Raw genomic sequence first — 18,408 nt, forward strand, 5'->3', positions numbered from 1 at the left:
TCAATCGTAAATATCGTAGGGTCCAAACCATCTAAAATCTGATTTTCTTGAGTAGTTAAATCAAATACTGATAGACCGTCGGTATCACTACCACTTAATTCATCATCACATAACTCATATGCATCAGGAGCTTCATTAGGCATAGGAGTGTTAAGAATGATTAAGTTTAAAGGAACCACTACAAAACAACCTGCTCCATTAAACACTCGAGCATATACTGTTTGGAAAAATGGATCACTCGTATTGATATAAGACATATTGTCTATCTCTCCTCCTACAGGAGCATTGTTAGCATCTTCTTCTGTAAAGTAATACACAACCGTAAGGTTGGTATCTCCCGCAGTAATCTCTGCATCTACATTTGATAAAACAAAGGCATCAAAAACTCCATCATTATCATCATCACATACTTCTAAATCTGCTGGAACAACAGCTACAGGTAATAAAAAGACTTCTACTGGCAATGGCTCTGTTGAAAAACAACCTGTAATATTATCGGTTACCCTTGCAAATACAATCTGAGGATTAGTAGGCGGTCCTACATTAGTAAACATGGTAGGATCAGGAATCGAAGCATCGGCTGTATTGGCTCCAGCTAAAGTAAGGTGATAGGTAACGGTAACGTTAGGATTAAACCCTCCTGTAATTTCTGTATTTTTAACTGTAAGATCAATAAGGGTAATTGCATCTGAAGTGCCATCTTCATCACAAACCTCTAAAGTAGTGGGGGTTACTGTAGAAGGACTAACATTAACTATGAGATTAAATGTTGTAGTAGCAGAACATCCAGTTATATCATCTATAACTGTAGCAGTAATAGTTTCAAGTTCAGGTATTGTATTTGCTAATGGATTTGGCAACGGACTTGGTAGCGGGTTTCCATTGCCATCTAAATAGGTAACTGAAACACCTGTCTGAGCTCCTATGATATCTGTTTCAACTGTTGACGTATCAAATATATCCAAACCATCATCATCGCATCCATTTATATTCATTAAATCTGGAATTGAATTTGCAGTTGGATTAGGATTAACAATTAAATCAAATGTATTTACTGATTGGCAGCCCGTTATTGTATTTGTTAACGTGGCAGTAATTGTTTCTGTAAATAACACTGAATTCGATAATGGATTAGGTAACGGAGTAGCTAATGGCAAATTATTTCCATCTACATATGTAATGGTAATATCTGTTTGTCCACCAAGTAATGCCGCTTCTATTCCTGAAGTATCAAAAGACATAGAGATACCATCACTAGGGTTTGCGCCATCATCACAAGCCTCTAATGCTGTTACAGGATTTATAATCGGTAATGGATCTACAGTCACGAAGAAACTAGTTATAGAAAAACAATCAGTAAATGCACTATTTTCAACTCTTACAAAAATCTCCTCTTGATTTGCTATACCATTTGTATAGGTAGCAGGATTTGTTATTGGATCTGTATTTGTATTGGCATCTGCTAGTGACGTATGAAATGTCAATAGAAACTGCATAGCATCTTGTCCATTAAGTATTGTATCTTCATTTTGAGTAAGGTCAAACTGAGCAAAACCATTGGTAGGATCTCCATCTTGATTATTATCACATACACTTAGATCATTTGGAGTAATTGCTTCTGGGGTTACAAAAACATGTAAATCAAACATAACTGTCTCAAAACAATCTGTAAGTCCATTATTCTCGACTCTTACAAAAATAGTAGTTCCATCTGCAGCACCAAAAGCATTTGTACCCGTAAGAGCTCCTGTATTCGTATCAGCATCTCCTTGAGATAAGTGAAATGACACAGAAAAATCTGCAGGGTCTAAACCATCAAGAATGGTTATAATCAAACTATCTAAATTAAAATCTTCAGAACCATCGCCATTAACTTCGTCACAGGCATTTTGATCTCCTGGAGAAACAGGTACTGGAACTTCAAAAAATGAAACTATTACATCATCAGTAATTGTACAAGTAGGATCTGTTGGATCAGTAACTTCTACAGTATAGGTATTACTTCCTGGGGTATCTGCTGTGTATGTAGGATTTGTTTCACCTACTTCTGGTATTCCATTAAGAAACCATTGATATGTTGCGGCTACACCTACATCTCCATTTAGAATTACAGTTGTTCCATCACATACATCTTGATCTGGTCCTAAATCTGGATCAAAAGGTGCACTTTGTGTAATCTCAACTTCATCTGTAAGAACTACAACATCACCGTTACAATTTGTATATGTTGCTCTCGCTGTATATACACCAGCCGGGACATTTACAGAAGCGTTAGTACTAATAACAGTTCCTGTATCGTCTAACCATTCAAAAACATATGTTTCTACTCCAATTGGAGAAAACTGCCAAGCTTCATTTGTTGTAGTCCAAGGTGAATCAGAAGTATTACGTCCCGGAGGAACAAATGCTATATTTCCATCATCATTTTGAATTCCAACAGCAGCAGCTCCACCATTCCAAGCTGTACAAACAGGTTTATCTTGTATATATATTTCTATAACATTAGAAAATTCATAAAAAACTGCCATGTGAGTTGCAGTAATATTATTACAACTAAAATAAGGCACATTGAAAAACGAAACAACAAGTGCTCTATTGGGGAACGTACCTAACACTTCATAACCAATTTCTTCAGCATTTCCTACGGATGGATCTATATCGTGTACAGGTGTAAAAACATTTGCTTCACCTAGTGTAGGGTTTGTATTATTAGGTAAATCTTCTGTAAAACCGAAAGCATTCGATGTATCTCCAGGATCTACATCAAAACGAAGTACGCCATTAGAACCTACTTGAAATTGTGTTTCGATATTTCCAAAAAAACAAAAGTCAAAAGGTAGATTATCTACTCCCGACCACTGATCATCCTGATTAGGATTTAATTGGTTTGCAAGACCATCAAATGCAAATGGCGGATTATAAGGAATAGAAGTAACATCGTAGTTCTCGCTAATTGTTTCAAAGGTTTCTAAAAAATCAGCTGTTATAGTAGCCGTATTCCCTCCTCCACAATCAATATTTTGGTCAGGGCCAGCATTTACAAATAAAGAGCCGGGGCCTTGACTATAACCAACTGTAAAACAAAAAGATAAGCATGCTAAAATAAAGCCTTTAGGTAGGATTTTCATCATAAATAGGTTTGTGTGGGCGAAAAATAGGGATTTTTTGTCAAAATTCTGTTAAAATATCACCGCTTTGTATGTCCTAACGTTCAAAAAAGAGAAATGGTATGTGTAGACAAAAAAGTTATTTATTTTACAAAAGTGACGATTAAAGTTATTTGTAAAACAAATTTATATGAGTTATGAAATTAAATTATAGAGCTTTACACATTCAACAGCTTCTTTTACATCATGCACTCTCAAAATAGAAGCTCCATTTTGTAAGGCAATCATATTCAAAGCTGTAGTGCCATTTAAAGAAGTAGACGGAGTTCCATTTAATGTTTTATATATCATAGATTTACGAGATAAACCTGCCAATAAAGGAACTTCTAAAACTTTAAAAAAATCCATTTCCTTTAAGACTGTAAAGTTTTGAGTTGTTGTTTTAGCAAAACCAAACCCTGGATCAATAACCAGATCATTTATTTTATGGCTTCTCGCATATGCGATACGCTCACTAAAATAAGAAGTAATTTCTTTCAAAAGATGTTTATAATCGGTTAAGGTTTTCATCGTTTGCGGTGTACCGCGCATGTGCATTAATATATAAGGAACTCTTAATGCTCCCACTACTTCCATCATTTTCTTATCAAGCATTCCTGCACTAATATCATTTACCATACAAGCACCTGCTAAAATTGCTTTTTCAGCAACACTCGCTCTAAAGGTATCTACTGATAGTAAGACATCTGGATACTGTTTTACAACTTCTTTTATGATAGGTAGTAAACGAGCTTCTTCTTCTTGCACTGATATATCTGTAGCATCTGGCCTAGAACTATAAGCCCCCATATCTATAAAAGTGGCTCCTTCTGTTAGCATTGCTCCAACTTGCGAAAGTACTGCCTCCATATTTTTCTTCCCCCCATCATAAAACGAATCAGGAGTCAGATTTACAATTCCCATTACTTTGGGAACAGATAGATCAATCAATTTTCCTTTACAATTCATATGCATAATCAACCACAATACGTATTTTTACTCTACTTAATAGTCAAGTTGTGAATACTTGTTTTAAACAAACTTACAACCCCATTTTTTATATTACGAATTTTAAGCGAAATTTACGCAAATTCTATATCCATTTATGAGTAATACCTCAACACAGTACGACAACGTTATCACAAAATGCCGAAATCTTTACACAAATAAAATGAAGGATTATGGAAGTGCTTGGCGTATTTTACGACTACCATCTCTTACAGATCAGATTTTTATCAAAGCACAACGCATTCGTGGTTTACAAGAAAACGATGTTCAAAAAGTAGATGAAGGACAAGTTTCTGAATTTATTGGTATTATCAATTATTCGGTGATGGCACTTATACAATTAGATTTGGGAGTGGTAGAACAACCTGATTTAGATCTAGATGAAGCGACAAAAGCGTATGACAAAAAAGTAGCGATTACAAAATCGCTAATGGAAGATAAAAATCATGATTATGGAGAAGCTTGGAGAGATATGAGAGTGAGTTCGCTTACAGATTTAATCCTTCAAAAGTTATTACGTGTAAAGCAAATAGAAGACAATCAAGGAAAAACATTAGTTTCAGAGGGGATTGATGCTAATTATCAAGATATGATTAATTACGCAGTGTTTGCGTTAATTCATTTGGAAGGATAAGTATACAAACTTATTGTAATTTATTAATAGTCCGCTTTCGCGAAAGCGTATAAAACCATTTAAAAAATGAAAATAGCAGTACAAATAGCACGATTCTTAGTTGGTGCTCTTTTTATTTTTAGCGGATTTATAAAATTAAATGACCCCTTAGGATTTTCCTATAAACTCCAAGAATATTTTGCTCCTGAAGTCTTAAATTTAGAATTCTTATCTCCTTATGCACTTTTAATATCTATAATACTTGTTATTGCTGAAGTTGTATTAGGTATTGCGCTCATCATTGGATATGGAAAAAAAATCCCTGTATGGTTTATTCCGTTCTTGCCTAGAATTTTGAGACTTTTAGGATTTAAAAATGTACGTATCAACTCAACGTTACTTCTATTACTCTTAATGATCATTTTTTTTACATTCCTAACCTTCTACTCTGCATATTTCAATAAAGTAACAGATTGTGGATGTTTTGGAGATGCCATTCCATTAGTACCATGGGAATCTTTTATCAAAGATGTCATTCTGTTAGTATTGATTTTATTTCTTTTAGCTTTTCAAAAATATATTCAGCCTGTCTTTAAAAATAAGATAGTACAAAACAGCATTATATTTTTATCTTTTGCCGCCTGTATGTGTTTTGGATACTATGTTTTGATGCATTTACCATGGTTGGATTTCAGAGCTTATAAAGAAGGCTCTAACATTACAAAAAACATGGAAATTCCAGAAGGTGCACCCGAAGCTATTTTCGAGTATCACTGGAAATTCAATGTCAACGGAAAAGAAGAAATAGTCACTACTTCTGGCGGATACCCTCAAGTTGAAGGTGAGTTTGTAGGATATGAAACAGAACAAGTACAAGAAGGTTATATTCCTCCGGTACATGATTTTACAATAGAAAAGGGAGATGACAACTTTACAACAACCTTTTTAGAAAAGGAAAATCTCATTGCAATTGTAGCATATAACATTGACAAGACAGAGCGAGAAGGCTATTATAACATTAGAAAAGTGACTGAAGAAGCCATCCGAAAAGGATATACTGTAATTGGTTTAACTTCATCAAGTCCAAGTGTGCATGAACCCTTTGTTAGGGATTACAAACTTCCGTTTGAGTTTTATTATACAGACGAAACTACCTTAAAAACAATTGTACGTGCGAGTCCAGGTATTGTAAGTCTTGACAAAGGCACCATTTTACAAAAACTACATTACAATGATGCTGAAGATTTGATATTAAATTCATTACCTACAGCAAAACCTCATCTAAATTTTATTTTAAAATACCAACTAGATAGTATTGCTGTATTAGACCAAAAGTATCGAAAACTCATGCAGGTAGCCGAAGGGCCAGAGCGCAAAGCACTAGGAGAATCCTTAGGACTTGATCATGCTGAATATTCAGGAGATTTATGGAAACGTCAAATAGCATTAGACACTAGTAATCTTAGAAAGATAGAGTCTATTTTAAAAGCGGGAATATATCCAGGAAAGTCTCTTGTAGGAACTCCCACAAATATTGCTGCTTGGTCTGTTATTCAACATTCTAATAAAATCCCAGAGTATCTTGACCTTATGAAAAAAGCAGGGAAAGCTGGCGAACTTCCATTTAGACTTGTTGCTATGATGGAAGATAGATATCTAATGAATGAAGGAAAACATCAAATATATGGCACACAAGGAATGACCTATCATAACGGAGAACCCTTTATATGGCCTATAGAAAATCCTGAAGAAGTAAATAAACGAAGAGAAGAAGCTGGTTTTAATAGTACTATAGAAGTATATGCTAAAAATCTTTTTGGAGAAGATTTTGAATACAAAAACATCACATTAGAAGAAGCGGAAGTAAAAAGACTTGCTTCTATTAAAGACCAAGAATGATTTCATATATTTTAAAAAAACTAGGATATGCTGTAGGAACTCTGTTAGGAGTGGTTACTGTCATATTTCTTTTATTTAATGTATTAGGAGATCCTGCTCGCATGATGCTTGATCAAAATGAAGATCCAAAACAACTTGCAGTTATAAGAGCAAAATACGGTTTTGACAAGCCGCTATACAAACAGTATTTATACTATCTTAACGACCTTTCACCTATATCTTTTCACGCAAGTGAACCTAAAAATTATACGAGTCTCCATACTGGAAAATACAATGCTGCTTCTTTATTAACTGTTTCAAAAACAACGATTGTATTAAAATCACCTTATTTACGAGAGAGTTTCCAAAAAACAGGGAAACGCGTCACAGAAGTCATTGGAGAGACATTACCTAATACATTTATTTTAGCTATAAGTGCTATTTCCATCGCTATTATACTAGGTATTTTATTTGGTATTATCTCTGCGCAAATGCGTGACACTTGGATAGATCGAGCTATTCAAATCATAAGTACCTTGGGCATGAGTGTTCCTAGTTTTTTTAGTGCTATTCTATTTGCATGGCTATTTGGGTTTGTACTTCATAAGTATACGAACTTAAACATGACAGGAAGCCTTTACGCTATGGATGATTTTGGAGAGCATATCACCATACAATGGAAAAACCTTATCCTTCCAGCATTTGTTTTAGGTATACGCCCGCTTGCTGTAGTAATACAATTAATGCGTAATTCGCTACTAGAAGTTTATAATCAAGAATACATTCGTACCGCAAAAGCAAAAGGATTGAGTACATTTCAAATTATACGTAAACATGCATTAAAAAATGCACTTAATCCTGTAGTGACAGCTGTATCTGGGTGGTTTGCCTCTATGCTTGCAGGAGCCGTATTTGTAGAATATATTTTTGGTTGGAACGGATTAGGAAAAGAAATTGTAGATGCGTTAAATACACTAGATCTCCCAGTTATTATGGGAGCAGTCATTGTAATTGCTACACTGTTTGTTGTGATTAATATTTTTGTAGATCTTATATATGGATGGCTAGATCCTAAAATACGTTTGTCTTAATTGCACGTTATGCTAAATTAGATGAGTCAGGTTTTAGAAAAAATAAAAATCGCAAAAAAGAATACGGCTTCTTTACTCGACTTATCTGGTATGAATTTGAAAAAGATTCCTACTGAAGTTTTTGAACTTGACTTTCTTACCAATCTTAATCTAAGAGATAATACTATTTCTGAAATCCCAGACGAAATATCAAAACTATCCAATCTAAAAGTTGCCTATTTTGATACTAATAAAATTGAATTCATCTCTAAAGCTTTATATGATCTTAATCAATTAACTGTTTTAAATTTGGGACGCAATCAAATAAAAAGCATCCCCGAAGAAATAGGCCTCTTAAAAAACCTAACAAGATTACTTATTCCAAAAAATAATATAAAAACAATTGACTCTGGTATTGGAGGTTTACATAAGTTACAAATATGTAATCTGAGGGATAACATCCTTGATAAGATACCTGAAGAATTTAGTAAATTAAACCATTTAATTAGACTTGATGTATCTAAAAACAAGTTATCTAATTTTAATGTTGATTGCAGCAAACTAAATCGCCTTGAATGGTTAGATCTGAGCTCTAATGAATTAACTGAAATTTCAAGAACTATTGGAAAACTCAGCCATTTACACCTATTAAACCTGAATAACAACCAATTATCTAAAACACCATTAAACCTTGATTGTCTAAAAAATTTAAAACAATTAAATCTTTCTGAAAATTCCATTTCTTCTTTAGAATTGAATATCAATAAAATGAAAAATTTGAATGACTTAAAAGTATTTCTTAATGATGATATCCAAATTCAACATAAATTCATAAAAAAACTAATTAAAAGAAAGTCTTGGCGAGATAACCAGTTCAAACTACTAATTGATGACAAACAAGCTAAAAAAATACCGCATTTCAAAAATGATTTCACACGAGGTCAGATTGGAGTTATAGATTTTGAGAATAAAAAAATTCCACTAGGTCATTATAAACAGATTGAGCCAGATGTCATTGAAAAATATGGATTAAGAGATCCAAATAGAGAAAGAATATTATAATACTTCTACAACAAAAATCATTGAATTACAAACCTTAAAAAAGAATAAACAAATGCTATTTTTAGGTTAAAGCTAAAAAGTTTATGATATTAATTTGTGACTTTACTTAATAAATTCATAGCACATGAAAACGTTTATAAAATTCTTCTTTTGTATACTCATCGTTGATGTTATAATTTCAATGATACAACTTTATCCCTTACCTCCTAATCTAACATTTATCTCTTCTATTTTGAGATATATCTCGTCTACCCCATTACAATTTATTAGACCTTATTACCCTTATTATGCTCCTGGTTCAATTCAATTTTCGTTAATGCTTATTTTTATCAATACCCTTTTACAAACAACTGCAGTTTATGTGCTTTGGAGGGTATTCAAATTATCAAGGCGTTAATGTTTTACTTTCTTATTTCGTTACACTTTATGCAATGAAATACCAAAAAGGTTCTTTTTTTTCAGGTATCTATAATAGGATGCCTCCCCTACTAAGACTTTCGTAATAATAGCTTTCTTCTCTTATTTTATAAGTAGATTATCAATCTTATTGATATTTTTGTATTTGATACAAAAAGATATTCAATCATCGATCCCACTTCAAAAACGAAGTGAGTTCAACTAACTATTTTGAATACGTTGTTATGTAATTTTCAAAATAGCGTTTCATTAATAAAAAAATCATACATGTCTAGAAAACATATAGTCGCTGGAAACTGGAAAATGAATAAAAACCTGTCTGAAACGCAAGCATTATTAACTGCGCTTACAGAAAAGAAAAATACAGGAGACGCTCAAGTAATTGTTGCTCCTACTGCTATTAATTTGCATGCTGCTGTAACTACACTAGAGGGTAGTGAGATTAAAGTAGCTGCTCAAAACATGCATCAAGCAGAAAGCGGTGCATATACAGGTGAAATATCGGCTAGTATGATTGATAGTGTTGGTATAGATACTGTAATTTTAGGACATAGTGAGCGTCGTGCTTATTTTCATGAAGATGATGCATTACTTACAGAAAAAGTAAATACTGCAATCGCACATGGGTTTACAGTAATCTTTTGTTTTGGTGAAGAACTAGAAGATCGCAAAAACGAAAAACATTTTAATGTAGTAGAAAGTCAACTTAAAAATGCGCTATTTCATCTTACTGCAGCACAATGGTCACATATTGTACTTGCTTATGAACCCGTATGGGCAATAGGTACTGGAGAGACAGCATCTCCAGAACAAGCACAAGAAATGCATGCCTTTATTAGAAATACTGTAAGTACTTCTTATGATACTACTACAGCAGATCAAGTATCTATTTTATATGGTGGTTCTGTAAAACCAGGAAATGCAAAAGAAATTTTTTCAAAACCAGATGTAGACGGAGGTCTTATAGGTGGGGCTTCTCTTAAAGCTGATGACTTTTTTGAAATCGTAAATGCTTTTTAGCAAACTACCTCAAGACAAACCTACGAGACATTTATAAAAAAGACTGGATTTTAATTTCGAGGAAAGCCTCGGAGTATGAAACCCTTTGCGGTGCTAATAAAGCGCTTATTATATTTTAAGAAAACTTTCATAGTATTTTTATACCTTACCCGTATAAACATACACTATGAAAGTTTCTTATTTACTCCTTTTTCTATGCACTGGCATTTGTCTCTCATGCCAAGCACAACAAGTGACTACAAATACAGATGGTTCCATAACGCTTCTTGAAAATGAAGAACAAAATGCGGTATATATTACCAAAGACGGACGTGTGGGAATTGGCAAAAAAAACCCAACAGACAAACTAGAGGTAAACGGACAAATTCATGCAAAATCTGCAAAATTAGATCTTAAAGAATGGGCAGATTATGTATTTGAAGAGGGATATGACTTGGTACGCTTACGCGAAATAGAAAAATACATCAACACCTATGGCCATTTACCAGAAGTCCCAACTACTGCCGAAGTACAAGCAAATGGTATTGAACTAGGACAAATGAATACTCTTCTTCTTAAAAAGATTGAAGAACTCACATTACATCTTATAGAAAAAGAGCATCAGGTTCAAAAACTACAAGAACAATATGATGATCTCCAACAGCAAATCAAACGTATTCAAGCATCTATAAAAGGATAGGATTTTGAAAACAATATACCTTTATATCTTTTTTGGAATACTAAGTAGCTATGCTAGCTACGCACAAGAAGATCGCTTTTATATTAGAGCTATAGATGAAAACATTGAGATTCCAACAATCACTAAAGATTCTGTTGTTTCATATACTGGAGATCATGCAAAATTAACATCAATCTTTAAAAAATATCACGTAAAAGTATTTAGAAAAGGGTTTAAATATGCCGATAGTGACAAATTAAAACGCACATATTTTGTAATTGCCTCTAGTCCTAATTTTCAAAAAGAATTATTGAACGAGGTATCAGACATTTTTGAATTTGGCGAAAGCCTACTCCAAGAAACCCTTAAGATATATGAACCTAATGATTATGGTACGACAAGTACTATTGGAAAAAACCAAGGAGTGCAAGCCTATTTAGATTATTACGATTTTCTAGGCGTACCAGAAGCTTGGTATTATACAACAGGAAGTAAAGATGTTATTGTAGGTATTTCTGATGGATATATAGATCCCAATGATCCCGAATTTGAAGGAAGAACTACAGTCATGAAGAAAAGCTCCTATTCCAAAGGACACGGCTATAGTGTCGCCGAAACTGCTGTCGGAAAAGGTGATAATGGCTATGGTATTGTAGGAGTGTGTTACAATTGTAGTATTTACACCACTACTTATGGTGATTTTAAGTTTCTAAATCAGTTATTAGAATTATCCCGAGCCGGTGCAAAAGTAATTAACTGTAGTTGGGGTAGTACGCTACATTACGAAACAGCACAAGAAGCTATCAATGAAATGAGAGCTAATGGAACTGTGATTGTTTCTGTTCCACACAATGCGTCATTTAAAAAAACGAAGGGAAAAGCACCCAGATATCCTGGCGCATATGAGCATGTTATTTCTGTAGGCAGTGTCCAACATCGTTTTGATGATCCTAAGGAAACGTTACATACCAATGGAAAAGGAAACCCATATGCCATCGGACTTAAAAATTATGTAGGACGAGCTGTAGGCTTTAAAGGAAACAATATTGATGGAGAGCAGTTTATTTTTAAAGCGTCTACAAACAATTTAGATACCTATGTAGACATTTTGGCGCCAGGTAATTTTATATTTAGATATAGTAAATATCTAGAAAATGGGGAGATTTTATATAATAAGGTAGAGAAAACATCTCCTGCAGCCCCTTTAGTTACAGGTACTATAGGACTTATGTTTTCTATTAATCCTTGTCTATCTGTAGATGAAGTAAATAGTATTATAAAATTATCAGCTACCAATATAGATTACATAAAAGCAAATGCTGCATTTAAAGGAATGTATGGCGCTGGTAGCTTGCATACAGGGCGAGCTGTAAAAATGAGTTATAATATGTTACAGCCAGAACTCTATACAGTTATTGAAAATCAAAACTTTAGTCGATGGAACTTTAGGTTAGATGCCCCTTATAAACTCAAAATACAGCATCAAAAATTCACAGATAGTGCTTCTGTGAATTTTACTGCAAAAAACGAGATTTTTATTGAAAATGAAACTGTACTTTTGCCTGGCGAAAATGGAGAAATAATATTGAAAATTGATCCAAACGCGTCGTATAACTGCAAAGAAATTAAAGAATGACACCCATATATTTAGGATATACCTTTACGATAAACCCTCCTGTACCAGCAACAGAAATCTTAATTGCCGAGTTAGGGTATGCAGGTTTTGAAAGTTTTACAGAAACAGAAACAGGAGTCATTGCTTATATCCAAAAAGAGGAAGCATTTCCTGATAATACCCCTGTGAATTTTGAAAGTTTACTCAGTGATATTCAAATTTTAACATCAGATGAATTTACAATTTCCTATACTGCTCAAGAAATTGAACAGGTAAACTGGAATGAAGAGTGGGAAAAAAACTTTGACCCCATTGAAGTAGATGGACGTTGTGCAGTAAGAGCGCCATTTCATGAAAAAACAGCTGTCGAATTTGATATTGTCATTGAACCCAAAATGTCTTTTGGAACTGGCCATCATGAGACTACACATATGATGATAAAGCATCTATTAAAACTAGATGTTACACATAAAAAGACACTAGATATGGGATCTGGTACTGGAGTATTAGCCATTCTCGCTGAAATGAAAGGTGCACAACCTATTGACGCCATAGATATAGATAACTGGTGTTATCTTAATGCTATAGAAAATGCTCAAAGAAATAATTGTCACCATATTTCTGTATATGAAGGTGATGTCTCTTTACTGAAAGACAAAACATATGACCTAGTCATTGCCAATATCAATAGAAATATTTTGCTTCAAGATATTCCTGCCTATGCAAACACATTATCTTCTAATGGGATTTTGTTATTAAGCGGGTTTTATACTGAAGACATTGCATTAATTACAGAAAAATGCAATGAAAATGGACTTTACTTCGTTGGTAACTATGAACGTAATAATTGGGTAGCCTGTAAATTTGAAAAAAGAGAATCCTAAATATTATGTTATAATGCACTACTATTTTAAGTAGTAAGCTATTTATTTTGTAAATTTCTATTCAAAAATTTTGCTCTTATGAGTACTAAAGAAAAATATCAAGAAGACCTAGACGTCCTTACAGAAGAACAAAAACAACATGAAATTGTATTATACAACGATGAAGTAAATACATTTGATCATGTTATTAACTGTCTTATAGGCGCTTGTGACCATACAGAAGAGCAAGCACATCAATGTTCTTTAATCGTACATTACAAAGGAAAATGTACTGTAAAAACAGGAGATTATGATGATCTTAAACCAAGATGTTCTAAACTTTTACAAGCAGGTTTAAGCGCTGAAATAGTATGATTAGTAAGCTTTCTATAAATACTTAGACATAACATTCAATTTTAATCTAAAAACTATTGTGCTCCCGTAGCGCTTTTGTTACTTTTGCACAGCATAAATAAAGCACCATATAAAAAGGTATTATGAATCTACACGAGTATCAAGGAAAAGAAATGTTAGCTAGTTTTGGCGTACGTATCCAAAGAGGTATTGTTGCCACTACACCTGCAGAAGCTGTTGCTGCTGCAAAAAAACTTACTGAAGAAACTGGAACAGGTTGGCACGTTATAAAAGCACAAGTTCACGCCGGTGGTCGTGGTAAAGGCGGAGGTGTAAAACTTGCCAAAAATCTTGAACAAGTAGAAGAAATTGCTGGTCAAATCATAGGAATGAATCTTGTGACTCCCCAAACAAGTGCAGAAGGAAAGAAAGTACATCAAGTACTTGTTGCAGAAGATGTATACTATCCAGGAGATAATGAACCAGAAGAATATTACATGTCTGTCCTTTTAAATAGAGGTACTGGTCGTAATATGATTATGTATTCTACAGAAGGTGGTATGGATATCGAAACTGTTGCAGAAGAGACACCACACCTTATTTTTACAGAAGAAATAGATCCTGCTACAGGATTATTACCATTCCAAGCACGTAAAATTGCTTTCAATCTTGGATTGAGCGGTACTGCTTTTAAAGAAATGACAAAATTTGTTGCTTCTTTATACAAAGCATACGTTTCTACAGATAGTTCTCTATTTGAAATCAATCCAGTACTTAAAACGAGTGATGATAAAATTATGGCAGTAGATTCTAAAGTATCTTTAGATGAAAATGCATTATTCCGCCATAAAGATCTTGCAGCATTACGTGATGAGCGTGAAGAAAACCCAGTAGAGGTTGAAGCAAAAGCGGTAGGACTTAACTATGTAGACCTAGATGGAAATGTAGGATGTATGGTAAATGGAGCTGGACTTGCTATGGCAACAATGGATCTTATCAAACAAGCTGGAGGAGAACCTGCAAACTTCCTTGATGTAGGAGGTACTGCAGATGCAGAGCGTGTAGAAATAGCTTTTGATCTTATTCTTAAAGATCCTAATGTAAAAGCTATCCTTGTAAATATATTTGGAGGTATTGTACGTTGTGATCGTGTTGCACAAGGAATTGTAGACGCTTATAAAAACATGGGGAATATAGAAGTACCTATTATTGTTCGTCTACAAGGAACTAATGCAGATATTGCAAAAGAATTAATAGATAATAGTGGATTGGATGTACAGAGTGCTGTAGAATTCCAAGAAGCAGCAGATAAAGTTCAGGCAGTTTTAGCATAAAACTCCTTAACATTAAGAATAAAAGCTCTTTTAGCGTAAACCGTTAAAAGAGCTTTTTATTTTTAGTGACATTATTATCAATTACTTAGCGTTAACTTTATTTCTTTAAAAGATGTTTTATACGCTTTCGCGAAAGCGTTATTTAATAATCACTCGAATGTTAAGCAGCGTTAATGATCGTTAAACAATGGTTAAACTACACTTGATTATGTAACGAAATACAAGAAATGTTCGTCTCTTTGGTATATCAATCTTTTAATCTTTAAAAACGAACAATTATGAAAAATCTAAAAATCTATGTAGTCGCTATTTTATTAGCCGTAGGAACAACAACATCATTTGCAAGCAACACAACACCTAAAGTTGAGAACAAAAAAGTAGCTGTTACTACTCAAATAGCTGAGTTGCTAAAAAACCCAGAAATGGAAATAAATGAAGACATAGAAGCTAAAGTTACTTTTATGGTAAATAACAAAAAAGAACTTGTAGTTATCAATGTAGATACTAAAAATGAAAGTATAGATGCTTTTATTAAAAGTAGATTGAACTACAAAAAACTAAACACCCTTAAAGTTGGTGAAGAATGGGTACTACCTGTGCGTATTATCCCTGCTGCTTAAGTAGCTAACTGTAAGTTATTAATTTTATAAGCCGAGCTGATCACTCGGCTTTTACTTTTATAAATACATTATGAATAGACCTATTGCTAGTTTATTTTTGCTTCCTATCTTTACCCTATGATAAAGCGGCTTTCTGTAAAATATAGTATTCTTGTTTTAGTATTCCTTTTTATTACTAACCTGCAAGCACAAAATCAGTTTAAACGACTTTCTGAAAATGCAGAAATAAGTTTAATTACAATAGGACCTGGTCCAGAATTATATGATTCTTTTGGACATACAGCTATTAGAGTACATGATGATGCAATAGGTATAGATTGGGTTTTTAATTATGGCCGTTTTAATTTTAATACCCCTAACTTCTATATGAAATTTGCTAGAGGCAAGTTATTATACACCCTATGGGTTACTCCATATGATGATTTTATTGAAGATTACATATATCAACGTAGATGGGTAAAAGAACAAGTATTAGCTTTAAATAGACAAGAGAAGAAACAGTTTTTTGATTTCTTAAAAAATAATGCTAGAGATGAAAATAGAGAATATCTCTATGATTTCTTTTTTGACAACTGTGCTACACGCGCTGTAGATGCTACTGTGATTTCTCTAGATAAGCAATTAGAAGTAGATTACAGCAGTTTTCCTGAGGGTTACACACATAGAGATCTTATTCGCCATAATGTACATTGGAATACTTGGGGAATGCTTGGTATGGATATAGCTATAGGCTCTGTAACTGATAGGCTTGCCACTAAAGAAGAATATGCCTTCTTACCTGATTATACCATGGAAGCTTTTGCTAATTCAAAAATATCAGATGGAACAACAGAAAGACCACTGGTCTTAAAAACTGAAACACTACATACTCCGGAAGAAGAAAACACGTATAAAGAATCTTTTATTATAAGTCCTATTATTATCATAAGTCTTCTTGCATTATTATTACTCTACAAGACCTATAAAGACAATACAAATGAACGCTCGCTAAACTTTATAGACACACTTGTTTTTATATTTACAGGTGTTATAGGAATACTTCTAGCATTTTTATGGTTTGGTACAGAGCACAGTACTACAAAATGGAATTATGACTTACTCTGGGCATTCCCTTTTCACCTCATTGCAGGTTTTGTGATTAGAAAAGCGAGGCCTCCTAAATGGATATATCCTTATGTAAAGCTTTCTATCATCTTATTAGCGCTACTATGCTTTCACTGGATTGTAGGTGTACAAAGATTTGCATACGCACTTATTCCTTTGCTATTAGCATTAACAGTAAGATATCTATATATGCTAAAGATGATCAAAAAGGCTAGAAATATTACGTAAGAAAAATATTATTGCCCTCTATAAAACACCACTGTACTTATTGTTTTAAGCACGATACTCAAATCCATAAATAGGTTTCGGCGTTTTATATAATACAAATCAAATTGCAATTTTTCTAAGGCATCATCGGTAGAGCTACCATAACTCCCCATCACTTGTGCCCATCCTGTTAATCCAGGTTTTACGACATGTCTAGTTTCATAAAAGGGTATTTGTTCTGAGAGTTCTCTTACAAAAACTGGACGTTCAGGTCTAGGACCAATAACACTCATTTCTCCAAACAAAACATTAAAGAATTGTGGTATCTCATCTAATCTTGACCTTCTTAAAAACTTACCAAAACGGGTTATACGACTATCATTTTTTTGTGCCCACATGGCTCCATTTTTTTCAGCATCAGTAACCATGGTACGTAATTTTATGATCTTAAAAGCAAATCCATTACGACCTATCCGTTTTTGTGTGTAAAAAATGGGACCTCTATTTCCTATCAAATTTCCTATTAAAATAAATGGAAAAATTACCAAGAAGAAAGCAATACCTATCAACGCCATGATAATATCAAATAGCCTATGAAATAACTGATAAAACTTATTTTGATTACTCCTGCTAAACGGGAAATAACGATAAAAGTCTTTATCTACATGTTGTACAGGTATACGCTGTGTAATCTCTTCATATACCTGCATATATTCTCTTATAGGAAAACCAGATTCTAGCAAGTTGATAAGTTGTAAGTATAAAGGTTTTGATACACCATCACTATAATCACTTGCAACTACTATTTCAGAAATTCCATTTCTAGAAACGGTAAAGGTTAAATTTTCTATAGGATACTCTTCTACTGTCTCAGGTATGTCCCCTACTTCATTAGAGCTATCGGTATGGATATAACCAACAATTTTATAATTAGGATCTGCTCCTTCTAGGTTATTAATAATTTTCTTAATATCAAATGAATCTCCTACTACAAGTACCCGTTTATAAAAACGAGGCGAAGATATAAGGGTAATATACAACCATCTCCACACCAATATTCCAAAGGCCATTGCGAGGAAAAAGTAAATAATTTGGAGCCTATTTTCTGGAAGTTCAGGTGTGTAAAAAGGAGTTAACAGGTAAAATAATGCTGTTACAGATACCGTGAGAAGTGTATTTTTAAGTGTTGTTTGAAACTTTGACGCTTGTTTTAAGTTATATAATTCAAATACAGTCCCAAAAATATTTAAGTATAATGTTAGTAAGATAATCCACAACCAATTTTCTTGACTTATTTTAAAGTAATCAAAATCAAAAAAATTACCTACTAATTGTAAACAAACAAGCACAAATACAGTATCCAGTATACGTAAAAGGATTTTGCGTTCAGAAATTTCAAAATGAATATCTGGTAAGAGTGCCATAAAGGAGGTTAGTTC

14 protein-coding genes and 1 pseudogene are annotated in these 18,408 nt (G+C 33.4%); 12 read left to right on the top strand and 3 right to left on the bottom strand.

What is annotated here, in order from left to right; all coding sequences use genetic code 11:
- A pseudogene (locus tag Q1A01_RS19575) lies at positions 1-3,131 on the bottom strand (hypothetical protein); the annotation flags it as partial.
- Between the two features lie 171 nt (positions 3,132-3,302).
- On the bottom strand, positions 3,303-4,121 hold the full coding sequence (folP, locus tag Q1A01_RS19580; RefSeq protein WP_299684247.1) for a dihydropteroate synthase: 819 nt from the start codon (positions 4,119-4,121) through the stop codon (positions 3,303-3,305).
- Between the two features lie 130 nt (positions 4,122-4,251).
- Here folP and Q1A01_RS19585 point away from each other — a divergent pair, with 130 nt between their 5' ends.
- From Q1A01_RS19585 to Q1A01_RS19640, 12 genes are all read left to right on the top strand, one after another.
- A complete protein-coding gene (locus tag Q1A01_RS19585; protein WP_299684249.1) occupies positions 4,252-4,788 on the top strand; it encodes a DUF1599 domain-containing protein in 537 nt (178 codons plus the stop codon).
- Positions 4,789-4,854: 66 nt separating this feature from the next.
- On the top strand, positions 4,855-6,666 hold the full coding sequence (locus Q1A01_RS19590) for a BT_3928 family protein (protein WP_299684251.1): 1,812 nt from the start codon (positions 4,855-4,857) through the stop codon (positions 6,664-6,666).
- Positions 6,663-7,736 carry an ABC transporter permease gene (locus Q1A01_RS19595; RefSeq protein WP_299684253.1) on the top strand — a complete coding sequence of 358 codons (1,074 nt, stop codon included), beginning with the start codon at positions 6,663-6,665 and terminating at the stop codon, positions 7,734-7,736. Before Q1A01_RS19590 ends, Q1A01_RS19595 begins: the two co-directional genes overlap by 4 nt.
- Before the next feature lie 21 nt (positions 7,737-7,757).
- A complete protein-coding gene (locus tag Q1A01_RS19600) occupies positions 7,758-8,777 on the top strand; it encodes a leucine-rich repeat domain-containing protein (RefSeq protein ID WP_299684256.1) in 1,020 nt (339 codons plus the stop codon).
- 684 nt (positions 8,778-9,461) lie between these two features.
- Entirely contained in the window at positions 9,462-10,214 is a 753-nt protein-coding gene (gene tpiA / locus Q1A01_RS19605) for a triose-phosphate isomerase (RefSeq protein ID WP_299684258.1), read from the top strand.
- Positions 10,215-10,380: 166 nt separating this feature from the next.
- On the top strand, positions 10,381-10,893 hold the full coding sequence (locus tag Q1A01_RS19610) for a hypothetical protein (RefSeq protein ID WP_299684260.1): 513 nt from the start codon (positions 10,381-10,383) through the stop codon (positions 10,891-10,893).
- Between the two features lie 4 nt (positions 10,894-10,897).
- Positions 10,898-12,508 (top strand): S8/S53 family peptidase, encoded by a 1,611-nt coding sequence (locus Q1A01_RS19615; protein ID WP_299684262.1) that lies wholly within the window; start codon positions 10,898-10,900, stop codon positions 12,506-12,508.
- The gene (gene prmA / locus Q1A01_RS19620; RefSeq protein WP_299684264.1) at positions 12,505-13,371 is read left to right on the top strand and encodes a 50S ribosomal protein L11 methyltransferase; all 867 of its coding nucleotides are present in this window, start codon (positions 12,505-12,507) and stop codon (positions 13,369-13,371) included. Before Q1A01_RS19615 ends, prmA begins: the two co-directional genes overlap by 4 nt.
- A gap of 78 nt (positions 13,372-13,449) precedes the next feature.
- Positions 13,450-13,725 (top strand): ATP-dependent Clp protease adaptor ClpS, encoded by a 276-nt coding sequence (locus tag Q1A01_RS19625; protein ID WP_299684266.1) that lies wholly within the window; start codon positions 13,450-13,452, stop codon positions 13,723-13,725.
- 122 nt (positions 13,726-13,847) lie between these two features.
- A complete protein-coding gene (sucC, locus tag Q1A01_RS19630) occupies positions 13,848-15,038 on the top strand; it encodes an ADP-forming succinate--CoA ligase subunit beta (RefSeq protein ID WP_299684268.1) in 1,191 nt (396 codons plus the stop codon).
- 278 nt (positions 15,039-15,316) lie between these two features.
- A complete protein-coding gene (locus Q1A01_RS19635) occupies positions 15,317-15,658 on the top strand; it encodes a hypothetical protein (RefSeq protein ID WP_299684270.1) in 342 nt (113 codons plus the stop codon).
- Between the two features lie 117 nt (positions 15,659-15,775).
- Entirely contained in the window at positions 15,776-16,990 is a 1,215-nt protein-coding gene (locus tag Q1A01_RS19640) for a DUF4105 domain-containing protein (RefSeq protein WP_299684272.1), read from the top strand.
- 8 nt (positions 16,991-16,998) lie between these two features.
- Here Q1A01_RS19640 and Q1A01_RS19645 read toward each other — a convergent pair whose 3' ends face one another.
- Positions 16,999-18,393 carry a sugar transferase gene (locus Q1A01_RS19645; RefSeq protein WP_299684274.1) on the bottom strand — a complete coding sequence of 465 codons (1,395 nt, stop codon included), beginning with the start codon at positions 18,391-18,393 and terminating at the stop codon, positions 16,999-17,001.
- Between the last annotated feature and the right edge of the window lie 15 nt (positions 18,394-18,408).

This window comes from uncultured Dokdonia sp. (assembly GCF_947492815.1).
GTDB lineage: Bacteria > Bacteroidota > Bacteroidia > Flavobacteriales > Flavobacteriaceae > Dokdonia.